Source organism: Leptobacterium meishanense, from assembly GCF_037645805.1.
In the GTDB taxonomy this organism is placed as follows: Bacteria; Bacteroidota; Bacteroidia; order Flavobacteriales; family Flavobacteriaceae; genus Leptobacterium_A; species Leptobacterium_A meishanense.
This window is the reverse complement of sequence record NZ_JBBEXE010000002.1, coordinates 35,969-60,353: the sequence shown is the minus strand read 5'-3', so window position 1 is coordinate 60,353 and position 24,385 is coordinate 35,969. Positions and strand designations below refer to the sequence as shown.

Annotated in this window: 23 protein-coding genes; 11 read left to right on the top strand and 12 right to left on the bottom strand. The window is 35.3% G+C overall.

Going from position 1 to position 24,385, the window contains the following annotated elements:
• Positions 1-107 precede the first annotated feature (107 nt).
• From WBG21_RS02220 to rlmB, 3 genes are all read left to right on the top strand, one after another.
• On the top strand, positions 108-3,056 hold the full coding sequence (locus tag WBG21_RS02220) for a SusC/RagA family TonB-linked outer membrane protein (protein WP_340074366.1): 2,949 nt from the start codon (positions 108-110) through the stop codon (positions 3,054-3,056).
• Between the two features lie 19 nt (positions 3,057-3,075).
• A complete protein-coding gene (locus WBG21_RS02215; RefSeq protein ID WP_340074364.1) occupies positions 3,076-4,485 on the top strand; it encodes a RagB/SusD family nutrient uptake outer membrane protein in 1,410 nt (469 codons plus the stop codon).
• An 83-nt stretch (positions 4,486-4,568) separates the two neighbouring features.
• Complete coding sequence (gene rlmB, locus WBG21_RS02210; protein ID WP_340074362.1) at positions 4,569-5,309, top strand: 23S rRNA (guanosine(2251)-2'-O)-methyltransferase RlmB; 741 nt, start codon at positions 4,569-4,571, stop codon at positions 5,307-5,309.
• Between the two features lie 31 nt (positions 5,310-5,340).
• Here rlmB and WBG21_RS02205 read toward each other — a convergent pair whose 3' ends face one another.
• Entirely contained in the window at positions 5,341-6,030 is a 690-nt protein-coding gene (locus WBG21_RS02205; RefSeq protein WP_340074360.1) for a rhomboid family intramembrane serine protease, read from the bottom strand.
• 93 nt (positions 6,031-6,123) lie between these two features.
• On the opposite strand from WBG21_RS02205, the gene WBG21_RS02200 reads away from it, so the two are divergent.
• On the top strand, positions 6,124-7,401 hold the full coding sequence (locus WBG21_RS02200; protein WP_340074358.1) for a replication-associated recombination protein A: 1,278 nt from the start codon (positions 6,124-6,126) through the stop codon (positions 7,399-7,401).
• Here the strand turns inward: WBG21_RS02200 and WBG21_RS02195 are convergent.
• The 4 genes from WBG21_RS02195 to radC form a co-directional block, all read right to left on the bottom strand.
• Positions 7,398-8,192, bottom strand: coding sequence for a hypothetical protein (locus tag WBG21_RS02195; protein WP_340074356.1), 795 nt, complete (start codon positions 8,190-8,192; stop codon positions 7,398-7,400). The genes WBG21_RS02200 and WBG21_RS02195 overlap by 4 nt on opposite strands.
• 164 nt (positions 8,193-8,356) lie before the next feature.
• On the bottom strand, positions 8,357-9,046 hold the full coding sequence (locus WBG21_RS02190; RefSeq protein WP_340074354.1) for a YjjG family noncanonical pyrimidine nucleotidase: 690 nt from the start codon (positions 9,044-9,046) through the stop codon (positions 8,357-8,359).
• Positions 9,047-9,050: 4 nt separating this feature from the next.
• On the bottom strand, positions 9,051-10,289 hold the full coding sequence (locus WBG21_RS02185; RefSeq protein WP_340074352.1) for a polysaccharide deacetylase family protein: 1,239 nt from the start codon (positions 10,287-10,289) through the stop codon (positions 9,051-9,053).
• An 88-nt stretch (positions 10,290-10,377) separates the two neighbouring features.
• Positions 10,378-11,076 carry a RadC family protein gene (gene radC, locus WBG21_RS02180; RefSeq protein WP_340074350.1) on the bottom strand — a complete coding sequence of 233 codons (699 nt, stop codon included), beginning with the start codon at positions 11,074-11,076 and terminating at the stop codon, positions 10,378-10,380.
• A gap of 73 nt (positions 11,077-11,149) precedes the next feature.
• Between radC and WBG21_RS02175 the strand changes: the two genes are divergently transcribed.
• Positions 11,150-11,593, top strand: a complete 444-nt coding sequence (locus tag WBG21_RS02175; protein WP_340074348.1) for a DUF1569 domain-containing protein — start codon at positions 11,150-11,152, stop codon at positions 11,591-11,593.
• Positions 11,590-12,219: an FMN-binding negative transcriptional regulator gene (locus WBG21_RS02170; protein ID WP_340074346.1), complete on the top strand. Its 630-nt coding sequence runs from the start codon at positions 11,590-11,592 to the stop codon at positions 12,217-12,219. Before WBG21_RS02175 ends, WBG21_RS02170 begins: the two co-directional genes overlap by 4 nt.
• Before the next feature lie 5 nt (positions 12,220-12,224).
• Here the strand turns inward: WBG21_RS02170 and WBG21_RS02165 are convergent, their stop codons facing one another.
• The 5 genes from WBG21_RS02165 to WBG21_RS02145 all read right to left on the bottom strand — a co-directional run bounded on the left by WBG21_RS02165 (position 12,225) and on the right by WBG21_RS02145 (position 18,273).
• Positions 12,225-13,580, bottom strand: coding sequence for a UDP-N-acetylmuramate--L-alanine ligase (locus tag WBG21_RS02165; RefSeq protein WP_340074344.1), 1,356 nt, complete (start codon positions 13,578-13,580; stop codon positions 12,225-12,227).
• A 56-nt stretch (positions 13,581-13,636) separates the two neighbouring features.
• Positions 13,637-14,170, bottom strand: coding sequence for a DUF4136 domain-containing protein (locus WBG21_RS02160; RefSeq protein ID WP_340074342.1), 534 nt, complete (start codon positions 14,168-14,170; stop codon positions 13,637-13,639).
• Between the two features lie 75 nt (positions 14,171-14,245).
• A complete protein-coding gene (locus WBG21_RS02155; protein ID WP_340074340.1) occupies positions 14,246-15,970 on the bottom strand; it encodes a leucine-rich repeat domain-containing protein in 1,725 nt (574 codons plus the stop codon).
• A 169-nt stretch (positions 15,971-16,139) separates the two neighbouring features.
• On the bottom strand, positions 16,140-17,141 hold the full coding sequence (gene obgE, locus WBG21_RS02150; RefSeq protein ID WP_340074338.1) for a GTPase ObgE: 1,002 nt from the start codon (positions 17,139-17,141) through the stop codon (positions 16,140-16,142).
• A gap of 25 nt (positions 17,142-17,166) precedes the next feature.
• Positions 17,167-18,273 carry an adenylate kinase gene (locus WBG21_RS02145; RefSeq protein ID WP_340074336.1) on the bottom strand — a complete coding sequence of 369 codons (1,107 nt, stop codon included), beginning with the start codon at positions 18,271-18,273 and terminating at the stop codon, positions 17,167-17,169.
• Positions 18,274-18,379: 106 nt separating this feature from the next.
• On the opposite strand from WBG21_RS02145, the gene WBG21_RS02140 reads away from it, so the two are divergent.
• From WBG21_RS02140 to WBG21_RS02130, 3 genes are all read left to right on the top strand, one after another.
• A complete protein-coding gene (locus tag WBG21_RS02140) occupies positions 18,380-19,534 on the top strand; it encodes a 5-(carboxyamino)imidazole ribonucleotide synthase (protein ID WP_340074334.1) in 1,155 nt (384 codons plus the stop codon).
• 5 nt (positions 19,535-19,539) lie between these two features.
• Entirely contained in the window at positions 19,540-20,025 is a 486-nt protein-coding gene (purE, locus tag WBG21_RS02135; RefSeq protein WP_340074332.1) for a 5-(carboxyamino)imidazole ribonucleotide mutase, read from the top strand.
• 136 nt (positions 20,026-20,161) lie between these two features.
• Entirely contained in the window at positions 20,162-22,195 is a 2,034-nt protein-coding gene (locus WBG21_RS02130; RefSeq protein ID WP_340074330.1) for a M3 family metallopeptidase, read from the top strand.
• 2 nt (positions 22,196-22,197) lie between these two features.
• Here WBG21_RS02130 and WBG21_RS02125 read toward each other — a convergent pair whose 3' ends face one another.
• A complete protein-coding gene (locus tag WBG21_RS02125; RefSeq protein WP_340074328.1) occupies positions 22,198-22,584 on the bottom strand; it encodes a rhodanese-like domain-containing protein in 387 nt (128 codons plus the stop codon).
• A 90-nt stretch (positions 22,585-22,674) separates the two neighbouring features.
• Between WBG21_RS02125 and WBG21_RS02120 the strand changes: the two genes are divergently transcribed.
• Both WBG21_RS02120 and WBG21_RS02115 read left to right on the top strand, forming a co-directional pair.
• The gene (locus WBG21_RS02120; RefSeq protein ID WP_340074326.1) at positions 22,675-23,229 is read left to right on the top strand and encodes a sigma-70 family RNA polymerase sigma factor; all 555 of its coding nucleotides are present in this window, start codon (positions 22,675-22,677) and stop codon (positions 23,227-23,229) included.
• Complete coding sequence (locus tag WBG21_RS02115; RefSeq protein ID WP_340074324.1) at positions 23,230-23,493, top strand: hypothetical protein; 264 nt, start codon at positions 23,230-23,232, stop codon at positions 23,491-23,493.
• Here the strand turns inward: WBG21_RS02115 and WBG21_RS02110 are convergent.
• Complete coding sequence (locus WBG21_RS02110; protein ID WP_340074322.1) at positions 23,490-24,311, bottom strand: UbiA prenyltransferase family protein; 822 nt, start codon at positions 24,309-24,311, stop codon at positions 23,490-23,492. The two genes, WBG21_RS02115 and WBG21_RS02110, sit on opposite strands and share 4 nt — an antisense overlap.
• Positions 24,312-24,385 lie beyond the last annotated feature (74 nt).

Genomic DNA, 24,385 nt, shown 5'->3' with positions numbered 1-24,385 from the left:
ATTTTTATGGAAAAACAGTACTCCAAAAGTTTTTTTATGAAAAAAAAGTTGGATAATTAACGTTAATTTAAGATTTTTGGCACTAGCTAATTCAAATAATTTAAAAAATGAGAACAAAGTTTAGTGGAATTTTAACGCTATTACTGGCGTTTATTGTGCAGCTAACGTTTGCACAACAAAAGACAGTCTCAGGTACAATAACTGACCAAAATGGTTTACCGTTACCTGGAGTTAATGTCATAGTAAAAGGTACAACTAATGGAACCCAATCAGATTTTGACGGAAATTATTCTATTTCTGCAGCGGTTGGACAGACTTTAGTCTTTACCTATTTAGGACAACGAACAGAAGAACGTGCAATTGGTGCTTCTAACACGATCAACGTACAGATGGTTGAAGATGCTCAAGCGCTTGAAGAGGTGGTAGTAGTTGGTTACGGTCAACAAAGTGAACGAAAGATTATTCAAAATGTTTCCTTGGTAAAACAAGAAGATATTGAGAATATTCAAGCTACATCTCCGCAAGATTTATTGCAAGGACAATCTTCAGGGGTAGCCGTTACAGGAGCCTCAGGAGTATTAGGTTCTGCTTCTGTAATTCGTGTGCGAGGCGTTAACTCATTAACAGGAGGGTCAAATCCATTAATTGTTATTGATGGTGTACCAATTGATGATCAAAACCAAACATTATCAAACGGAAGTAATACTGGATTAAATCCCTTGTCATATGTTAATACAGAGGACATTGAAAGTTTTACGGTTTTAAAAGATGCTGCTGCAACATCCTTATATGGTACTAGAGGGTCCAATGGTGTCATATTAATTACTACAAAAAGAGGTAAATTGGGTGATAAGCCAAAAGTAACCATTGGTTATTCTGCCTCTATAAATGAAGCTACTTTTGTTGAAGATATGATGAACATTCAACAATTTACTGAGTTCAGAAACATTTTAAATGGCACTAACAATCCTGTTCCTGAAGGTTTTGACTGGTTATCTGCAGTTGACAGACAAGGGGTAACTACCAATCAAGACATAAGTGTTTCAGGAGGAAGTGAGAAATCCACTTATTATTTTGGTTTAAATCATTCTGACGCTGAAGGGTTTATCATTGGTAATTCTTTAGAAAAGACAAGTGCCCGTATTAATGTAAATACACAAGCGACTGATTGGTTAAATGCTGGTATGAATTTGGCTGTAACTACAACACTCAACGATCGGATTTCTGCCGAAAATTCTACATTTTCACCGTGGACAGTAGGATTTCTTCAAAGACCTGATGTACTTCCTAGAGATAGTGAAGGAGATTTTGTAAATACTGGTTTTATTGCTAATGTCTTGGCTATTGAGGCTTTAGATTTGAATCAAGTTCAGACAACTAAAATTACAGGGAACACTTATATAGAAGCAGAACTTTACGAAGGCTTAAAAGCTAAAATTGATTTTGGTGTAGACCGAACACAAATTGAAGAAACAAATAGGAGCTTAGAAGTGAACTCTCCTGGGGGGTTTGCTGGCAACAGAGTTGTGTTTATTAATAGACATCTTATCACAGGGACTCTGAATTATAACAAATCATTTGGCGATCATACAGTGTCTGCGCTTGTAGGTACTTCCTATGAAGAAACCAGAACAAATGTTACAAGAGCACAAGGTACTGGCTTTTTATCTGATCAGTTGAGAAATATTACAAGTGCATCAATATTTCCTCTTACATTTAGCTCTAGAACACAATTCAGGTTATATGGACAAATATTCTCGCGGATAAACTATGACTACAAAGGGAAATATTTGTTAGAAGGATCTTTCAGAAGAGATGGCTCCAGTCGATTCGGAGCTAATAAGAAATTTGGTAATTTCTGGGCAGTTGCTGGTGGATGGATTGTTTCTGATGAAGCATTTATGCAAGATAGTTTTTTTGATTTCTTGAGCATTCGAGCTAGTTATGGAACTACCGGAAATGACCGCATAGGAAACTTCCCTTCTTTAGGTACATTTGCATCTTCAAACTATAACAATATCCCTGGTATAATTCCTTCTTCAGCTGAAAACGTAGATTTACAATGGGAAGAGACTGCAACATTTGATGTAGGCATAAAAACTGGTTTCTTTGGTAATCGAGTTAGATTTAATGCAAACTATTATATCAAACGTACTGATAATTTATTATTGAATGTTCCGCTACCATCGCAAACTGGTCTTAATTCAGTTGCAAGAAACGCAGGGGAGATTGAAAATAGAGGTTTTGAGTTCGATTTAAGTACTGTAAACATTAGAACAGAAGATTTTGAGTGGACTACCAAAATAAACTTATCAACTATAGATAATGAAGTTATTTCACTACCAGGTGCTAATCTTGATAATCAAGGAAGAGAGTTTATATCAGGATCCGGAAATCAAAGAGCTGTTGTAGGTGAGTCTGCAAATAGTTTTTACATGATTCGCTATGTAGGAGTAAACCCTCAGACAGGTGATGCTGAATGGTTAGATTTTGACGGCAATATTACTACATCTCCAACTCCAGATGATCGAAGAATTGTAGGGGATGCCCAGCCAGACTTTTATGGTGGTATTACCAATACCTTTAAATACAAAAATTTTGATTTAAATATCTTTATGAACTATACTTATGGAAATGATATTTTAATAGGAGGTATTCGGTTTACTGATGCTCCTATTGGTTTCAACATGAGTACGCGTCTTTTAGATTACTGGACACAACCTGGCGATAATGCATATTTTCCTGCATTAAATAGCTCTACAGTTGGTTTGTTTAGAACTAATTCTACTAATCAACTAAAAGATGGATCATTCATAAGACTTAAGAATGTTACCTTAGGGTATAATGTGCCAAAAAAATTCTTAGAAAAAATGAATTTCGTAGATTCTATCCGAATCTATGCTACAGGTACAAATCTCTTAACTATAAAAGATAGCGATTTGGGAGATAGAGATCCAGAGGTGACTAACAATGTTAATCCTTTACAATTAGGAGAAAGTTTCTTTGTAGCTCCACAAACAAAATCCTATCTAATAGGAGCTAGAGTGACATTTTAATTAAAAAAATAAATATAAAATGAAAAAAATAATAAATAAAATCACTTATATACTAACGATGACAATATTTGTCTCAGCAGTATCATGTGTAGAAAAGTTAGACATTGGTCCGGAAGATAGTATAACAAATAGTGCTATTCTTTCAGATCCAGGCTTAGTAGAAGGTGTTTTAGTAGGAGCCTATAGCCGTTTGCAAAGTGACAATGTAATGAATGGTACCCCTCAGTTAGCTCAAGAGTGGATGAGTGATAATGTTAATTTTGTAGGCTCATTTCCAACCTTTAGGGAAATGCGTGATTATATAACACTTGCAAATAACACTTCAATATTTCCTTTCTGGAGAAATTCATACAGGGTTATTTCATCTGCAAATTTTTTGATCAATAACTTGCCAGCTGCTGACGTTCCTGGTCTATCAAATACGGATAGAGACCGTATAATAGCAGAGGCAAAGTTTATTCGTGCGTTGGTTAATTTTCAATTAGTCAATTTGTTTGCACAGCCTTATCAGTTTTCAAATGGAAGCAACCTAGGAATACCTTTGGTTACTGAATTTTTTGAAGGAGATCCCAGTCAATTTCAGTTAGCAGCCAGTACTGTGAATGAAGTACATGCAGCAATTGAACAGGATCTTACTGATGCCATTCCAGGTCTTTTAACTTCAACAAGTAGAGGGTTAGCTAGTAAAGGGGCTGCAAGAGCTTTGTTAGCAAGACTCTATCTTTATAGAGAGCAATTTGCTGAAGCAGCTGATTTTGCAAATCAAGTCATTCAGTCTTCGGAATATAGTTTAGCTTCTGATTATAGTTTTTATAATCAGCTCACTTCCGAAGATGTATTCACCGTAATTAATACGGCAATTGATGGACAGACAAGTGGTCAAGGTTTTTCAGGATTGTCAAATCCTGCTCCCATTGGAAGAGGAGATGCACCATTTTCACAAAATTTGTTAGATGCGTTTGCAGCAGAACCGGGAGATCTTAGATTTACTACCTTGAATCAAGTAGGGACAGATGCAGAATCTGGTACGTCTACATTTAGCAGTAAGTTTCCTGATGGAATAAACCTTACAGACAATGCACCTGTTATTCGTATAACAGAAATGTATTTAATACGTGCCGAAGCAAACTTAAGAGGTGGTACAACTGTTGGAGCCACTCCTCTTAGTGACATTAATACATTAAGGAATAGAGCTGGTCTAGCACCTTTAGGTTCAGTCAATTTAGATGCTATATTGCTTGAACGTAGAAAAGAGCTTTGTTTTGAAGGACATCGTAGAATGGATTTATTACGAAATGGAATGGCTCTAAGAAGGCCTGGAATGCCAAATGAAGCAGCATCTGCCTTTGGTGCTGACAAGACTATCCTTCCAATCCCAACTTCTGAAAGAGACTTGAATCCAAATATTCATCAAAACCCAGGATATTAAATATTAATCTATTTAAAATAATAAAAAAGGCTGTCTATTTTGACAGCCTTTTTTTATAAAAAATAACATTTAAAAACATTATCATGAAATTAGAAAGTTACGCTTTTGGTATCAGGTCTGTTATTGAGGTCATAAAAGCCAAAAAACCTATTGATAAGGTTTTTGTTCAACGGGAATTAAAAAATAGTTTATTTAATGAACTCTATGAGTTAATTAAAAAAAAACAGATCAGTATATCCTATGTCCCTCTTCAAAAGTTAAATAAAATAACTTCTAAAAACCATCAAGGGGTCATCGCTATCATCTCCCCTATAGAGTTTTATGATTTTGAAGAATTGGTCATCTCAACCCTGGAATCAGAAGAAGTTCCTTTATTTTTAGTACTTGATCAATTATCAGATGTCCGGAATTTTGGTGCTATCATCAGAACAGCCGAATGTACCGGGGTTAATGGTATTATCATCCCTAAAAGAGGGAGTGTTTCGGTCACAGCTGATACCATCAAAACTTCTGCCGGTGCTGTTTTTAATATGCCTATATGCAAAGTAGATCATATTAAAGATGCTGTTTATTACCTTCAAGCTTCAGGTATCAAAGTTATTGCTGCTACCGAAAAAGCAAAACAAACCATATACGAAAGTGCTTCGTTCAAAAAGCCTATAGCGATTATTATGGGGGCTGAAGGAAAGGGAATTTCCCCTTCCCTACTGAAAATAACCGATGAAGCCATAAAATTGCCTATGAAAGGAACTATTGCTTCATTAAATGTATCTGTAGCGTGTGGTGTATTTCTCTACGAGGTCTTGAGACAACGCAATTATTAATCCTTATAGCTTATTAATCAGCAGATCAAGATTACTCTTTGTTTTCATTTTTTTCATTTTCCAATGCACTCGTCGGAATAAAATTACCATCTGCATCAAAATGATTTAGAAAAGGATCGTTTTCATCTCCTATTGTTGTTTCTATATCTATTTCTTTACGATTATTTTCTTTAAATAAGAAGGCAAAGATCAATCCGGTTAAAAATCCTGACAGATGCCCTTCCCAAGAAATTCGGTCGTCTACAGGAAAAACATACCACACAAGGCTTCCATACAAGAATACTACTATAAGTGATAATGCAATTAAGCGATATTGTTTTACAATAATCCCACGAAAAAAAACAAAGCTGCTAAGCATGTATATAATCCCACTCGCTCCTATATGATAGGCATCTCTCGCTATCAGCCAGGTGATAATACCCGTCAAAACAGTTCCAAAGGCCATTACTTTCCAGCTTATCCTTCGATAGAAATAGAATAATCCACTTGAAAGAAAGAAAAATGGAAGGGTATTATTATATAAATGTTTTAATGAGCTGTGGATAAAAGGGCTGAAAAAGATCCCTTTTAATCCTGAAACAGTTCTGGGAAATATGCCATAAACCGTAAAATCATACCCAAAACGAACTTCAAACCAATAAACTATCCATATGGCTAAGACAAACAGTAATGGATAACCAACTACTCCGGTTGAAAAAACAAATGATGCTGTTTTTTTCATTTCATGAATTTAATCAATGTTTTGTATATCAAAAAAATAACCAAACATAAAAACATGTTATCTTGTCATATAAATATTGGTTATTTTTATCTTATGAATGCACCATTAGCTGAACGAGTACGCCCAAAAACATTAGATGAATACATAAGTCAACAACATTTAGTTGGAGAAACTGGGGCACTTACAAGCCAAATAAAACAGGGGATTATACCTTCATTAGTATTTTGGGGGCCTCCAGGTACCGGAAAAACGACATTGGCAAACATCATTGCCAATGAATCAGGCAGGCCTTTTTACACGTTAAGTGCTATCAGTTCAGGAGTTAAGGACGTACGTGAGGTTATTGATAAAGCAAAACAAAGTAGTGGACTGTTTACTACAAAAAGTCCTATTCTTTTTATTGATGAGATTCATCGGTTTAGTAAATCACAGCAAGATTCGTTATTAGGTGCTGTGGAAAAAGGTTGGGTGACTTTGATTGGAGCTACTACAGAAAATCCAAGTTTTGAAGTGATCCCCGCACTCTTATCACGCTGTCAAGTATATATTTTAAATCCCTTTAATAAAGAAGATTTAGAAAGATTATTGTTGAGAGCACTTAAAATAGATCCTGTTCTGTCTAAAAAGAACATTACGCTAAAAGAAACGGAAGCATTGCTACGGCTCTCCGGAGGTGATGCTAGAAAGCTACTTAATATTTTTGAATTGGTTGTAAATGCTGAAAATATGAATACTATCATTTTTACAAATGATTTGGTGCTTCAAAAAGTGCAAAAGAATACAGTGCTATATGATAAAACCGGAGAACAACATTACGATATCATTTCTGCCTTTATAAAGTCGATACGAGGGAGTGACCCTAATGGTACTGTCTATTGGTTGGCAAGAATGATAGAAGGCGGTGAAGATGTAAAATTTATTGCACGGCGTATGCTAATTTCAGCTTCCGAGGATATCGGTAATGCCAATCCAACTGCATTGGTGATTGCAAATAACACTTTCCAAGCGGTAACTACTGTTGGGTATCCTGAAGCACGAATTATTTTAAGTCAATGTGCTATATACCTAGCAACCTCTCCAAAAAGCAATGCTTCCTATACAGCTATTAAAAAGGCGCAGCAAACTGTTAAGGAAACAGGAGATTTGTCAGTACCATTACATTTGCGAAACGCACCTACAAAATTAATGAAAGAGTTGGGATATGGGGAAGACTACAAATATGCGCACGATTATGCGGATAATTTTGTGAAACAAGAATTTTTACCTGATGCGCTAAAAAACACTACTTTTTACATACCGGGAGAAAATCAACGGGAAAATACGGTCCGTGCACTTCTTAAAGCACAGTGGAAAGACAAGTATGATTATTAAAATTTAATTTTTAATCTTTCTTGTTTTAGTTTATTTTTCTCATAATATTCCATTATCCAATCATTTCCTTTTTTATAAAGGATCCCCTGTTTGTTTTTTAAGATAAATACATTTTCTAAGGTTGTTTTTTGTAAAACATATACAACTGCAGGAGCGCTATCAACCAGTTGGTAACCGTTGGCAATAGGCTGTGCATATAAAACATCTTCTAGCTCCTCCTTTATAGGAGTTTCTATAAGTTCTTTGGATTGTTGTATAGGTTTCTTCTCCTCTTTTGTTTTTGTTTCTTTCTCTTTAATATCCTGGACAGGCTCTTCAGCCTTTACTACTTTTTTCTTTGTTTTTTCTTGAGGAGCTTCTTGTTTAGGTTGGTATGTATAATTAAGGCTTTCTATTGATGAAAAAGCATCCCTTATGGCTGCATGATAGGTTTTTTCAAAATCTTTCTCTTTACTTTTTCCTTCTTTGGATCTATAAATAACATTTTTATAACAATCTTTGAGTTCTACAATTAATTTAGTAGTAAAAAAGTTTGAATTATTGACTACATCTGCTTTTAATCCCAAACAATTATCCCTAGCAAGGTCTTCCGGCATATTTTCCCCTTCATAAAAAGCTGTAAAACCATTTTCTTCAAATAACAACTTTACAAGTGTATTTACCCGATATTGATTCTCCTTTTTAAGAAAATCAAATTGTTTAGGGATAATTACGTATTTGTAGTTGTTAATGTTTTTTTGAGCAAATGACATTATTCCTGTAAAAAGGAACAAATAAATTATTTTCTTCATTGTCTTTCTAGTATGGTTTCTTTGTTTTCGAGAGTATATAATTAAACCCTAGCTGGAACGAAATACTTCTGGCTTTAGCTAAATCTTGATACTCGAACAGATTATCTGCTAAAATATAAAAATTTACATTGCTAATGTATGAAGATAGCCTTTTAAAGTTGTCACTATAGAAACTCTTTAATTTCAATTAAATCATCCACAATAATACAATGATCATGCTTCTTTTCTTTGTTTGAGTTAAAATGTATTGTGTGCATGCCTACATTTTTAGCTCCTATGATATCTGCTTCAAGGCTATCGCCTATCATTACTGATTTTTCAGGGTCTACAATTGCTTTCTCTAAGGCAAATTCAAAAATCTTTGGGTTTGGTTTCTTCACACCGACCATCTCAGAATTAATTACATGCGTGAAAAAACCCATAATAGCTGCTTTTCTTAGTTTTCCTTCTTGAACTTCTTCAAAACCATTTGTTATAATATGAAGATCATATCCTGAATTCTTTAAGTATTCCAAAATCACAATCGTATTATTAAATAAATGGTTTTGGTGGGGTAGCTCTTTTATATATTCATCTGAGAGAATATGTATGAGCTCATCATCTATCTTATATGAGAATTCATCAAATGTGTCTTTAAGGCGCTTGTACCTTAACACTTCTTTTGGTATTTTTTCCTCTCTGTATGCTTTCCAGTACTTGAAATTAATGGGGGCATAGGCTTCTAAAAATTCCTGAACTTTCAAATTCACTTTATGTGTTTTCAATATTTTATTGAATGTAATTGCTGAATTTTTTTCAAAATCCCACAAAGTATGATCCAAATCAAAAAACACATCTGTGACTATATCTTTCAAAATATTATTTTTTTATAAGTTCTCTATACAGTTCTTTCCATTTATGGGTTGTTTCATCCCCAAGGATTTCATTAGAAAAAACAGTAATAAAAGTACCTTTTACCTTTTTTACTTCATCACGTATATTGAAAAGTGTCTTTTTGACCTCTTCCATAGTTGGTTTTCGCAATAATGCATGGTCTTGTATAGAAAATGGGTTGACTTTTATAGGTAATTGAGCCTCAAAATTTATATTGTAAAGGTAGAAAGGGGTACACGTCCCGGCTCTAAATCCGGCATGGTGTGAATATCCCATTGTATAATCTTCATTAAACTCAGCTTCCAAAAATGCTTCATAGGTTTCAGGAATATTGATTTTATTATATCTGAGACGCACTTTTTTTACCGGACGGTTTATCAAGTTTATCAGGCGGCTTCTTTCCCTTTTCAACATCTTGATATCTATTGCAGATTGATATGAAGCCATTAAAGAGACTATACTATAGTCTGCTACTGATTTTACCAATGAGCAGAATTCTTTGTTGGTTACAGAAATATTTTTATCATAGTTGGAATAATCTGCCATCAAGAAAAAGTACATCGCATCAACATCATAATGCTTGTGGAGTTCAATCAATTCTTCAAAATTATCATAAGGGTCTCTGAAAAACCCCATCAATGTAGCATACCGTTTTAAAATACGTTTTATTCTGAATGAAAATAAGTCTACCAATGTACCGCCCAGTGTACGAATGAAACCTCTCTTCCTAAAGCAATACGCAACCGGAACATCAATAAGAGAAATATGTCTATAACGTCTTACAGGGGAGTACATCTCAGGGAATCGCCTGAGCAATACCTGTTTAAGTTTTAATGCCCAAATATCTATTACCGGTAATTCTAAAAAATTATTTTTAAAGGCTATACTTTCTGTAGCAGGGTATCTTCCGTGTTCATCCTTTACGTGGGGTAAATATTCTTCATATCTACTAATCAAATAAAAACTCGCTGCGAAAATATCAAAGGGGATCGTACTTCTCTCCCCTACAGGAAATATACATGGGGTTCCTTCCCAGTCTTGTACATTTATCTCCACATTTCTAATCCCTTGTTCAAAAAGAAGTTCATGGCTTCTTATAAAAAATTCATTTTGTAACGGTTGCTTGGAATATGTAAGTTTTGGGCCCGTATGTGCAATAAATTCCTCCACTTTAACAGTAAAAGCAACTTCTACCTTCGACATATTTATAAAAATATGCTTCATTATATAGGTAAGCCGTGGTGTAATTCTATGGGTATAAACTAGTAGCATATATAAAGGTTACAAGCCTTTCGAAGTATTCCTAATGTTTTTATATCAGGTTTTCATCAGCAAAGCTAAAATACGCTTTTTCAGTTACAATGAGATGATCTAAAACTTTTATATCCAGACTTTCACCTCCTGTTTTCAGCTTCTCTGTCAGTTTTTTATCTGACTCACTGGGCAATAATACTCCTGAAGGATGGTTATGTGCTAATATTAAAGCAGTAGCCCCAATCTCTATAGCCTTTCGTAATGCTAATCGTACGTCAACCAATGTCCCGGTAATCCCTCCTTTGCTTAATTGCATAGATTGTATCACCCGATTAGCGTTGTTTAAATAAACAACCCAAAATTCCTCATGAGGCAACTCCCCGATAATTGGTTGCAACATCTCATAAGCAGTATTACTTGAAGTAATTTTCTTTTTCTCCAATGCTTCTTCAGCCCTACGCCTTCTACCAAGCTCTAATGCAGCTGCTATAGTAACTGCCTTAGCCTCCCCGATTCCTTTAAATTGCATAAATTGAGCTACCGATAACTTCCCTAATTCATTAAGATTGTTTTGAGCAGAAGATAATATACGCTTGGAAAGGTCAACAGCAGTTTCCGATTTACTACCACTTCCTATTAAAATAGCTATAAGCTCTGCATCACTTAATACTGCCTTCCCCTTTTGCAAAAGTTTTTCTCTGGGTCTATCATCTTCTGACCAGTTTTTTATGGAAAAAAAAGTTGTTTTTTCTGTCATTTTGTTTTTTTGCTAAAGGTAAAAAACTTCAAAAAATATTGTACCTTCCATTACTAAATTTAAATGTTTTTCCATGGAGTCTATTTTTAATGAAAAACCCTATCAAGAAATTTTAACCCGTATTGATGCATTAACTGAAAAATCGTCTGCTTCCTGGGGCAATATGGATGTAGCTCAAATGTGTGCGCACTGCAAAGAGCCTATTGAAGTGGCCTTAGGAAAAAAGAAACTCGATCAAAAACCAAGTTTTTTACTCAAACTCTTGTTTAAAAAATCATTATACAACGATACACCTTACCGAAAAAACCTCCCAACGGCAAAACAATATAAAATAGTAACTTCTAAAGATTTTGAGCAGGAAAAAAATGATTTAAAGAGCCTTATTGACGAATTTCACAATCATAAAACAAAAGAAGATTGGGCTCCACATCCTGTTTTTGGTACATTTACGAAAGAACAATGGGGTAAAATGACGTACAAGCACTTAGACCATCACCTTAGACAATTTAATGCATGATAAACAAATACCCCCCTGCACACCATCAAGAAGGTAATTTTGAAAACATTGTAGAGGTTATAAAAAGTTATCCCCTTGCTACACTTATTTCTGTTCATGAAAACGAATTGTATACTACACACCTTCCTTTAATCTATGAAAAGGACAAAACCAAATTTGGCAAGCTGGTAGCACATATTGACAAATACAACCCACATGTTAAAGCTTTGACGGATGAAAAAGAAGTCACTGCTATTTTTCATGGACCAGAAACATATATTTCACCCGCTATCTATACTACTTCACAGCTTCCAACGTGGAATTATATTAAAGCGCATATAAAAGGAACTGTAACTAGGTACAACAATAGGGAAAAGGTAAAGCAAACCATGATCCGGATGACAACATTTTTGGAACACCCCAAGCATTTATATACGCTGGAGCAAGACGATCCTAAAATGGAAGCCGCATTAGATTATGTAGTAGGTTTTGAGATCAATATCACTGCTTGGGAAGGAAAATTTAAATGGTCGCAAGATAAATTGCCACGTGATCAAAAACTTGCGAAAGAAACCCTTATAAAAAATCAACAAAAAGGCATTGCTTCATTCATTGATCGATTATTCGAAAAACATCAGCATAAATAACTTAACTATTTTACTAATTTTTTAACCGCTTCAAAATTAAGACCGCCATAATTTCCGGAACTCATCAATAACAATGTATTATTTTCTAAATTTTGGTTGAATAAAAATTCTTTGAATGCCTCAGGCGCTGTGTGAACCACTATATCTGACCGGTTAAAAGCACTGGTTATTTGTTCTGATGTAATAGTTTCTAAGCGTTTTATTTTTACTGCCTCCGGCGAATAAAAAACAATTGCAACGTCTGCAGCATTTAAACTACCATCATATTCCTTTAAAAAATCAACATTTAAGCTGCTGTATGTATGCAATTCCAAACAAGCTATCAATTTTCTATCAGGGTACTGAGCTTTGACAGCATCTGTAGTTGCCTTCACTTTACTGGGTGAATGTGCAAAATCTTTATAGGCAACACTTTTAGCACCCTCTGCTATCTTTTCCAACCGTTTAGAGGCCCCTTTAAAACTGGCAATAGCTTCATAAAAATCTACCTCATCAACTCCCATATGTTGGCATATCCATTTAGCCCCTTCCAAATTACTCAAATTATGTGCTCCAAAAATCTCCAGCGGCATAGATCCTTCCGGAGTATGTAACAATGTTTTCCCTGCTACCACTTCATAATCAGGTGTCTTATAGGGATGCTTCCTAATGGCACTCTTAGATGTTTCGACAATATGCTTTACCATTTCATCTTCTTCATTATATACGAGAATACCTCCTTGTACCATGCTCTCAATAAACTGCTCAAATTGAGCTACATAATTTTCATAGGTGGGAAACACATTGATATGGTCCCATGCAATACCGCTTATCAAGGCTATGTTTGGTTTATAGAGATGGAATTTTGGCCTTGGGTCTATGGGAGATGACAAATATTCGTCACCTTCTAATACTATAAATTCATTCTCTTCCGTAAGGTGCGTCATCGTATCAAATCCTTCTAATTGTGCCCCTACCATATAATCGACGGAAATCTCATGATAATTTAGCACATGCAGAATCATAGAGGTAATGCTTGTTTTTCCATGACTTCCACCTATAACCACTCTTGTTTTTAGTTCTGATTGATTGAATAAAAATTCAGGATATGAATAAATAGAGAGTCCTAATTTTTGCGCTTTCAAAAGTTCCGGATTATCGGGCTTGGCATGCATTCCCAAAATTACGGCATCTAATTGCCCATGAACTTTATCCGGAAACCACCCGAAAACTTCTGGCAATAACCCCTTAACTGCTAATCTCGATTTGGATGGCTCAAAAATAGTATCATCACTCCCTGTAATAGTATATCCTTTATCATGCAGGGCTATCGCTAAATTGTGCATAGCACTTCCTCCAATCGCTATAAAATGTATTTGCATGGAAACTTTTTTGTAAAGTAAAGATATAAAATGATGCGCAACAGAAAATCCTATAATTACTCTTTGGCTTTGACTTTTGGGGGATATGGTCCAAATATTTTATTAGCCATGGCTTTATAGTATTGTTCACGTTCAAAAGGAGTAGCGTTTATGGGCATCCTTCCTTTGGCAGTTGCCTGCCAGTAAAGCTCATTTCGTTTTACATCAATTAAATCAATTGTTATTTCTTGTCCTATTCGTGAAGAACCCACCGGAATACCTCCAGAAACCCCTACCCGTGTATTTCTACCTCCGGTACCTATTCCAATTCCAACAGCACTTTGTGAAGGTATTTCATATTCCCGTACAATAATATTGACATAGATGTCAGGGGCTTCTGATTTATAAAGTCCTTTCAATTGCATTACAGAATCTATCTGAGTAAAAAAACGTTTGTCATCTAACTGATTTAATCCTGTCCTTATATCCGGATAAAAATTGTAGGACTTATAATTATCATAGTCAACATTTCTATCATAATCATAAGTTACCCTAGGGGTAGCGCAAGATATGATGAAGAGAGAAAAGAAGCATATTTTTAAAAGTCTCATAATTAAAGTTAAGGAAATGGCTTGTTGTTTCAAAATAAAACTCTGTCCTATTTGAAAAACAGTTTGCAAAAACTCTTATATTTTTAATTTACACTTAGGGGGCAATAACGCTTTTATCCGTTTTTCTTCTGCTGAGGAAATATTATTTTTACCTAGTTTTACCCTTTTTAGATTTGCAAGGTTTTTTATTTCTTCCGGAAGCGTAGTTAGTTGATTATCGGAAAGGTCTAACACTTCTAACTGTGAAAGGTTGCCAATAGATGCCGGCAACACAGTTAGGGCATTTCCTGATAAGTCCAATCTTTTTAATCCGGTAAGACTTCCTATATTTTCAGGGACAGCCGTCAAACTTAGTCCATACGCACGTAACTCATTCAATTCTTTAAGTGTCCCTATAGCTTCGGGAAGCTCTTTGCCTTCTATATCCCTATCATACCAATTGTTTATAAACAATACATATCCTTGTAAAGCGGTATAAGAAATCCTATTTCGGTACTTTTCTACTATATCATCTTCTGTAGGGTTGTTCCGTTTTTCTTCACTGGCTGCCTGTATAGCTGCTATACGTTCAGTGTTTATGGCATTTATTTCTTCTTGAAAATCAGAATACATAGCCAGCCCGGTAAGCAAGGTATAAGAACCATTTACAGATTTCCCATTGAAGATGTCTACCAGATCAGGAGCTTCTACTAAAGGGGCATTCATTATTAAAGACTTATTATTTTCACGACGTTCTTCCCGGTCTTTCAGTCGGCTCCAAATTACTTCTGCCCGATCATCAATTGCTTGATTAAAAGCAATTTCTGTAAGTTTCAGGTACTCTTTTCCATAAACCGTCGCCTTTTCAAAATCATCTAAGTACATGTAGGCAATAGTAAGGTTCCCATATAGTGTAGTAGCTACCCTTCGGTTAATTCTGGCTTTGTTATTTCCTATATCTGCATCGGCTACTTCTGATTCCCATATTGCGATTCCTTCTTTTAAAACAGTTTCCAGTTCAGGGGTGTTTTCTTCAAGAGCTTCTATTACGTTATCCTGAACCTCATCAAGTTTGGCATAATCATAATCCTTGTCTTTGGCGGTCCCTATTTTAAACTCATCTATTTCTTTATCAAAAAATACATTTTCATAGATATCATAAAGCATTTCAGCCACTTTTTCATGTATAGCGTCCCTATATATTTTATCCATCCCTGATTCTTCAAATGCAGCAGCTAACTCTTCTTTAACCAAGTACCCGGTAAGCCCTGTTGAATCATATCCATAGGTGGTTACATCATTCGTGTCATATTCTTTTATGAAAAATACTTGCCCTGATTTATTGGATATTTTTAAAATATACGGCACCTTATAGGTTATTTCATAATAATAACCATCACATTCTTTTAGGTTCTTTTTTATGCTCTCTACGGAATTGAGTTTTGCCCCTTCATACACACATCCTATTTTATGGATTTTCATTGCTTTTTCAACAACTTCAAAATCTCCAAAAGCTATTTCTATCCATATATCCGGATCTTCTTCTACATACTTAAAATGGTCTAGTGCATAAAATGTAAGGTCTTTGGTATATTCCCTAAACTTCCTCCGGGCCCTATTACTAGTGAAATGGTTTTCAGAAACAGGCAAGCCACCTTGATGGATTTTTATTCCATAGGAATACGCATTAGAGACGTCAACCAATGGATAGTTAACATACGTATATTTATACGACTCTCGAGAAGCTCTTTGGGCATTAAGATGTACCCATCCCGTAATTAAAAATAAAATACTAATGGTTTTGAGTAGATGTGTATTCATTACATATTAATTTGGGTTATACAGAATGGCTTTCATATATTATATCACCATATAAACTAAACTACGAAATATTATGATTTTTCCTGTTGATTTTTTTGAAGAAAGGGCTATTTTTATTATTATTTGGGATAATTAACTTGCTGAACTAATCCCCTATAAATTTTTACTCTTATTCATTTAATAAAGCCCAAAGAGCATCTTTTAGTCCTTGTATTCCCTGCTGTGCCACAGAAGAAATAAAAAGATAGGAAATTGTTTTAAATTCTTTATCCAACTCTGTTTTCATTTCGGCCTTCAGTTCATCATCCAGCAAATCGCTTTTGGAAATGACAATCATGCGTTGTTTGTCTAATAACTGCGGATTGTATCGTTTTAATTCATCCAATAAAACAGTATATTCCTTAGCAATATCTCGACTATCTGCAGGAATAACAAATAGCAATACGGCATTGCGTTCTATATGTCTCAAAAAATAATGTCCAAGACCCTTCCCCTCTGCCGCTCCTTCTATAATGCCAGGGATATCGGCCATTACAAATGTTTGAAAGTCCCTGTGTTGAACAATCCCTAAATTTGGCTTTAAGGTTGTAAATTCATAATCAGCAATTTTAGGTTTTGCAGAAGTCATCACAGATAATAAGGTAGATTTTCCGGCATTAGGAAAGCCTACTAGCCCTACATCAGCCAGTACTTTCAGTTCAAGGGTAATCTTTTTTTCTTCGCCAGGGGTTCCAGGTTGTGCATAACGGGGCGTTTGATTGGTAGGGCTTTTAAAATGCCAATTGCCCAAGCCGCCCATACCTCCTTTAGCTACAATTTTTTCTTGCTTGTCTTCGGTAATTTCAAATAGAACTGCATTTGTATCAGTATCTCTAACTACCGTCCCCAGAGGAACTTCTATGTAACTGTCTTCTCCGTTAGCCCCTGTACTCCGGTTTTTACTACCATGTTCTCCATGCCCGGCCTTAAAATGCTGCTTAAATTTAAAATGGTATAACGTCCATAAATTTTTATTTCCTTGTATGATAACATGGCCTCCACGCCCACCATCGCCACCATCAGGACCTCCTTTTGTCACGTATTTTTCCCGATGTAAATGTACAGAACCTTTACCACCATTTCCGGAAGCTACGTGAATCTTCACATAATCTGCAAAATTCCCTTCGGTCATTGTTATATATTAAATACTAGGGATACTATAACTCATCGATAATCTTTTTCAAGCGTAATGTGATTTCGTCTACAGAACCTATACCATTTACACTATGAAATTTAGATTGATCTTTGTAGTAATCTATTAAAGCCGCTGTTTTTTGATTGTATTCTTCAAAGCGGTTCCTGATTTTTTCTTCATCCTGATCATCGCTCCGGCCACTTACCTTCCCTCTTTCTAATAATCGATCCGTTAATACTTCCTCATCTGCTTCTAATGCTATCGTGGCACTTACCTTCATTCCTTTGTTTATTAGCAAAGTGTCTAGTGCTTTTGCTTGGGCAATAGTCCTAGGAAAACCGTCAAAAATAAACCCATTGGCATCTACATTTACTTCCACTTCTGCTTTTAGCATATCAATGGTCACTTCATCCGGCACCAAGTCACCCTTATCCATATATGATTTTGCAAGTTTTCCAAGTGTTGTGTCTCCTTTAATGTTTCGCCTAAACACATCTCCGGTGGAAATATGAACCAAATTGTATTCTTTTTTCAAAAAAGCTGCTTGCGTACCTTTTCCTGCTCCCGGTTTTCCGAAGAGTACTAAGTTTATCATATTTTTTTCTTTTAATTGGTATACTTCCGGTAAGTTTCTGCCCAGCTCCATATAATCCAATCCATACCCTACTATGAATTTATTGGGTATTTTTATCCCAACATAATCTATATTATATTCGCCGCTGTAAGCATCTTCTTTGTAAAACATAGCTGCTACCTTAAACTGTTTCACATTGATATCAGCAAAAAGATGAATAAGTTCTTTTAACGTATTTCCTGTATCTATAATATCTTCTAACACAATAACACTTCTTCCCTCAACAGTTTTAGGCACATCCAAGAGTGTTTTTACAATTCCTGTAGATGAAAGTCCATGATAAGAACTAAGCTTTACAAAACTTATTTCACAAGAATATGGATATTGTTTCATGAAATCAGAAGCAAACATAAAAGCTCCGTTCAATACACAAACAAATACCGGCACTTCATCTTTAAAATCAGCTGCAACCTGCGCAGCTACCTTTTTTACTGCACCCGCTATTTCCTCTGCTGAAATAAACGCCTGAAAGTCTTTATCGTGGAGCTTAATCAATTGGATGTGTTTTTTTAGAAAGAGCAAAGATAACATTTTGATTTTTGATTTTTGATTTACATAGATTCATTTAAGATTTAAATGTATTTTTGTGCAAATGATGGATATGAACTACTTCTCATCCGATTTTAAACTGGGGATTATAGGTGGCGGACAGCTCGGAAAAATGTTGTTGTACGAAACCCGAAAGTATGACATCTATACTTTAGTGCTTGACCCAAACAATGATTCTCCTTGCAAAATTGCCTGTGATGAATTCCACAAAGGTGATTTAATGGATTTTGATACTGTCTACCGTTTTGGAAAAAAAGTCAATGTACTCACCATAGAAATAGAACATGTAAATGTTGATGCTTTAAAAAAGCTAGAGAGTGAAGGAATAAAAGTCTATCCATCTTCTAAGACATTGGAGATTATCCAAGATAAAGGGAAACAAAAACTTTTCTATGTCGACCATTCCATACCCACTGCACCGTTTTTACGATTTGCATACACACATGAGATAGAAGCCGCTATAAAAAATGAATCACTCCATTTTCCTTTTATTTGGAAAAGTACCCGCTTTGGGTATGACGGTCAAGGTGTAAAAGTTGTTAAAACTTATTCTGATTTGGAAGAACTCCCAAATGTTTCATGTATTACAGAAGATTTAATTCCTTTTAAAAATGAGCTGGCCGTTACAGTCGCCCGGAATGTTGATGGTGCCATTGCGGTATATCCTGTAGTGGAAATGGAATTTCACCCAGAGGCCAATCAAGTGGAATATGTGATTTGCCCTGCTAGGATTGATAAGCAAGTTGCAGAAAAAGCACAATTAATTGCCTTAAAAGTATCCAATGCTTTGAAACATGTAGGCTTATTGGCTGTAGAAATGTTTCAGACCATCGACGATGGCATTTTAGTAAATGAAGTAGCCCCCAGACCACACAATAGCGGCCACTATAGTATTGAAGCTAGTTACACCAATCAGTTTGAGCAACACCTAAGAGCCATTTTAAACCTGCCTCTGGGCAAAACGGCTAGTAAACTTGGTGCTGTCATGGTCAATTTAGTAGGTAGTGAAGGCCATACCGGCCCTGTAATCTACCAACACGTAGAAAAAATAATGGCTATGGAAGGTGTTACACCTCATATTTATGGAAAAAAACAAACCCGCCCTTTTCGGAAAATGGGACATGTAACTATTGTCAATGAACAATTAAACGAAGCGCGAAAAATAGCAGAACAAGTAAAAAAGACCATAAACGTAATAAGCAATTAGTAAAAATGAGCAAAGTAGCCATAATTATGGGGAGCACCAGTGACCTTCCCGTCATGCAAGAAGCTATTGATATATTAAAAACATTTGACATTGAGGTAATAACCGATATTGTATCTGCGCATAGAACGCCCGAAAAAATGTTTGAATTTGGAAAAAATGCCCATAATCAAGGGATTTCTGTTATTATTGCAGGTGCTGGTGGGGCAGCCCATTTACCGGGTATGGTGGCCTCATTGTCGCCGCTTCCGGTCATCGGGGTTCCCGTAAAAAGCAGCAACTCAATAGATGGCTGGGATTCTGTGCTTTCTATTCTACAAATGCCGGGAGGCGTTCCGGTAGCTACCGTAGCATTAAATGGTGCTAAAAATGCCGGAATATTAGCTGCACAAATCATAGGAAGTAGCAACAAAAAAATATTGGACAAAGTGCTTCAATACAAAGAAAACCTGAAGCAAAAAGTAATTGATAATTCCAATAACCTTAAAAAATAAAACTTTAAGAAATACCTTGAAGCTTTTTACACTATTAACCAAAAACCTTTGTGTTTTTTCAGCCATAAAATAATGTTGCTTATTTTATCTACGAATAAATCATCTTACACATATTTTAATCAAAAAAAACATTTAAATGAACTCTGTTCTAAATAAAGCCTTTACAACATCATACAATACTGCTCCCTTTTCCAAGATAAAAGAAGAAGACTTTCTTCCTGCAATCAAAAAAGAAATTGAAAAAACAAAAGCAGTAATAGATGTAATTACTTCAAATCCGGATGCACCAAGCTTTAAAAACACCATTGAAGCATTGGAATATTCAGGAGAGCAACTAGACAGGATCACTAACATTTTTTTCAACCTGAACAGTGCAGAAACAAATGAAACTATTCAAAATATTGCCCAAGAAATATCACCATTATTAACTGAATTTGGAAATGACATCCGTCTAAATAAAGTACTGTTTGCAAAAGTGAAAACTGTATATGAAGAAAGAGAAAAACTCAATTTGACCAAGGAACAAAGCATGCTGTTAGAACGAAAGTATAAGAGTTTTTCAAGGAACGGCGCCAACCTTTCGGATGACAAAAAAAAACAATTAAGGACTATTGACAAAGAGCTTGCTCAACTCAGTCTTAAATTTGGTGAACATGTGTTGGCAGAAACCAATAAGTTTGAACTTCATATCACTAATGAAGCTGATTTAAAAGGGCTTCCAGAAGGAGCTGTTGAAGCAGCAAAAAACCTTGCCGAAAGTAAAAATAAAACAGGGTGGGTATTTACACTAAATTACCCTAGTTATATTCCTTTTATGACCTATGCCAAAAACCGGAAACTCCGAAAAAAAATGGCGCTCGCATTTGGCAGCAAAGGATTTCATAATGATGCGCTCGATAATCAAAAAATAGTCCTGCAAATAACTAAATTAAGACACCAAAGAGCACAACTTTTAGGCTATTCAACACATGCACATTTTATCCTAGAAGAACGGATGGCAGTAACTCCTGAAAAGGTTACAGAATTTCTAAATGACCTTCTTGAAAAAGCAAAACCTGCTGCTAAAAGAGAGTTTAAACAACTTCAGGATTTTGCTAGAGAAACAGATGGCGTCGAAAAATTTCAAAAGTGGGATGGGGCGTACTATACAGAAAAACTCAAACAAAAGCTACTTAATCTAGATGATGAAAAACTGAAACCCTATTTTAAATTAGAGAATGTGATCAATGGCGTATTTTTAATTGCAAAGAAACTATATGGGCTTCATTTTGAAGAAGTTTTTGACATAGATACCTATCATCCTGATGTAAAAACATATGTAGTAAAAGATGACCAAGGCAATTTTACAGCTATTTTTTATGCTGATTTTCATCCAAGGGCAGGGAAACGTAACGGTGCATGGATGACTTCCTATAAGTCACAATATAAAAAAGATGGGGCAAATGAACGTCCACATATTTCCATTGTCTGCAATTTTACAAAACCTACAAAAACCAAGCCTTCTCTATTAACTTTTAATGAGGTAACCACGCTTTTCCATGAATTCGGGCATGCCCTTCATGGCATGTTGGCAAACACCACTTATCCTAGCCTTAGTGGAACGAGTGTTTACTGGGATTTTGTAGAACTCCCTAGCCAGATACTGGAAAACTGGTGCTATGAAAAAGAAGCATTGGACTTCTTTGCAAAGCACTATGAAACTGGAGAAGTTATTCCCATGGAATACATTGAAAGCATAAAAAAATCGGCTGCCTTCATGCAAGGAATACAAACATTGCGTCAGTTAAGTTTTGGAATGTTGGACATGAGTTGGCACGGAAATGATCCTACAGCTATAACCGATGTAAAAAAACATGAACAAAAAGCATTTGAAAAAACCAACCTATATCCTGAAACTCCAGAGACATGCATGAGCACTGCCTTTTCGCATATTTTTCAAGGAGGATATTCAGCGGGGTATTACAGCTACAAATGGGCAGAAGTATTAGATGCAGATGCTTTTGAACTATTCAAGGAAAAAGGTATATTCAATAAAAAAGTAGCTGATAGCTTTAAAAAGCACATACTTTCGAAAGGCGGAACGGAGAACCCAATGGATTTGTACATACGCTTTAGAGGTAAAAAACCGCAACCGGATGCTTTATTAAAAAGAGCAGGGCTCCTAAACTAGTTTTATTTAACCAATGGTTTTCCTGCTGCCTGCCATCCTAAAACACCACCTTCTAAATCCAGGATTTTCTTAAAACCAAGGGAATCCATCACCAATGCAGCTTTTCCGCTCCTGTTCCCCGACCTGCAATAGATATATATGGGTTTGCGCTTTTTATAGTCACTTATCTTTTCAGCAAAATCATCTGATAGATAGTTAACATTTACCGCATTTTCCAAATGGCCTTCGGCATATTCTTCGGGAGTACGAACATCAATTAATGTTGTTTTTCCTTTTTCAATAGCTTCCGAATACGATGCTGTATCCAAAACAGTTATGTTTTTTTCTTCTGTCGAATTGCAACTAAAAACAATTAGTGTTGCAAAAACAATATAAATTTTTCTCATCATGCATTAAAATTATAAAAAAATTAATTAGCCGCCCCATTATTCTTATTTAATCTATTTTTCTCTTATTTTTGATAAGGCAAAAGTGATCATATGTCGGTAAGCACCCTCAACCCTAATCAATGGATAGACAAATATGCAGACTATTTGTACAATTATACCATTGCCCGGGTCAGCAATAATGAAATAGCTCAAGACATTGTCCAAGATACTTTTCTGGCCGCTTTAAAAGCTTCCAAAAACTATAAGGGTGATGCATCCGAACGTACATGGCTTATATCCATTTTGAAGCGAAAAATAATTGACCATTATCGGAAAATAAATTCTAAAAAAGGAAAAGCAGAAGTATTGATTGATTACAACTCTGATCCTGATTCAGAAGGAAACTGGTTTGAAGAACAAGTGGCCGATTCTTTTGAAATGAATGCAGAAGATACTATTCAAAATGAAGAATTGAGGCTTGCCATAGAAAATTGTTTAGGCAAATTGCCTGAAAAACAAGCACGTGTTTTCAAAATGAAAACAATCGAAGGGATTGATACTGAAGATATTTGTAATGAAATAGGCATCACACCGTCTAATCTATGGGTAATCATTCACAGAGCAAGAACCTCATTGGTTTCCTGCTTAGAACAAAATTGGTTTTAAATGAGTTTGCGGAAAAAAATATTCTTAACATGCGAAGAGGCTAATCATGTATGTGATAGAAAGCAGTATCATGAGGCTTCTTTCTGGGAAAAAATCAGAATGATTATCCACGTTTTATACTGTAAAGCATGTATGAAATATTCTATGGATAATAATAAGTTGTCAAAACTTATAAAAGAGGCAAATATTAAAACGCTGGAAACTTCTCAAAAAAGGGAAATGAAAGAATCCCTTGAAAGGGAAATGAATAATCTTGGCAATTAAACCAATGTAGTCAAAAATACCATTCCCCACCATAATATGGGCAAGCTTTCTACCCAAAAACCACTGTAATATTTCGATTGATTTGCTGTTGAAAAAAACAATAATAAAGTAGTTATTATTGCTAGTATGATCATTATATACCACCCAAGTGTGGTATAACCAACTTTAAAAAGTTCCAACAGTACAAACAATATCAAGAAAAATAGCCCTAATTTTTTAGTGTTCCCTGTTCCTATTTTTTGTGGTATCGTTCCCAAGCTCAGTTCATCAAAATGAAGGTCACGGATCTCAAAAGGCAATGTAATTACAATAATAAATAGAAATCGCTGTGCCGCTTCAATTATAATATTGCCATCCAATTGAACTTTCGTATTCAATACAGGCAAAAAAACTGTCATGCCCGTCCATACAAAAGCAACGATGAGTAATTTTATTCCGTTAAATTCACGAAACCTTTTTTTGAACATGTAGATAGGGACTGCATACAACATACAAATGATACCTAAACACATAAGCAAGAACATAGCGTTCAAAGAAAGCCCAAGAGCATAGAACATCCCTATACATCCACAAAGTATACTAAATACTTGTATTATCTTCTCATTACTTTTCTCAACAAAAAAATAGTTTTTGGCCTTACTTCCATACTTAATAAAGTTGTACACTACAATTGTTCCGAAAAAAGCTAGATAACCTACCGTAGCATCTTCAAAAAAACCTAAATTAATATATGTCAATTGTACCAATGCATAGACCGCTATTGCCACATGAATACTAGCATGGATATAGAAATCAAAAATAGCTTTTATAATACGCACAGCATAAAAGTAAAAAATCTGTTCATAATTATCTCTTTTGGTTAAAAACTTCACTTAAAAGGGAATGCTACAAC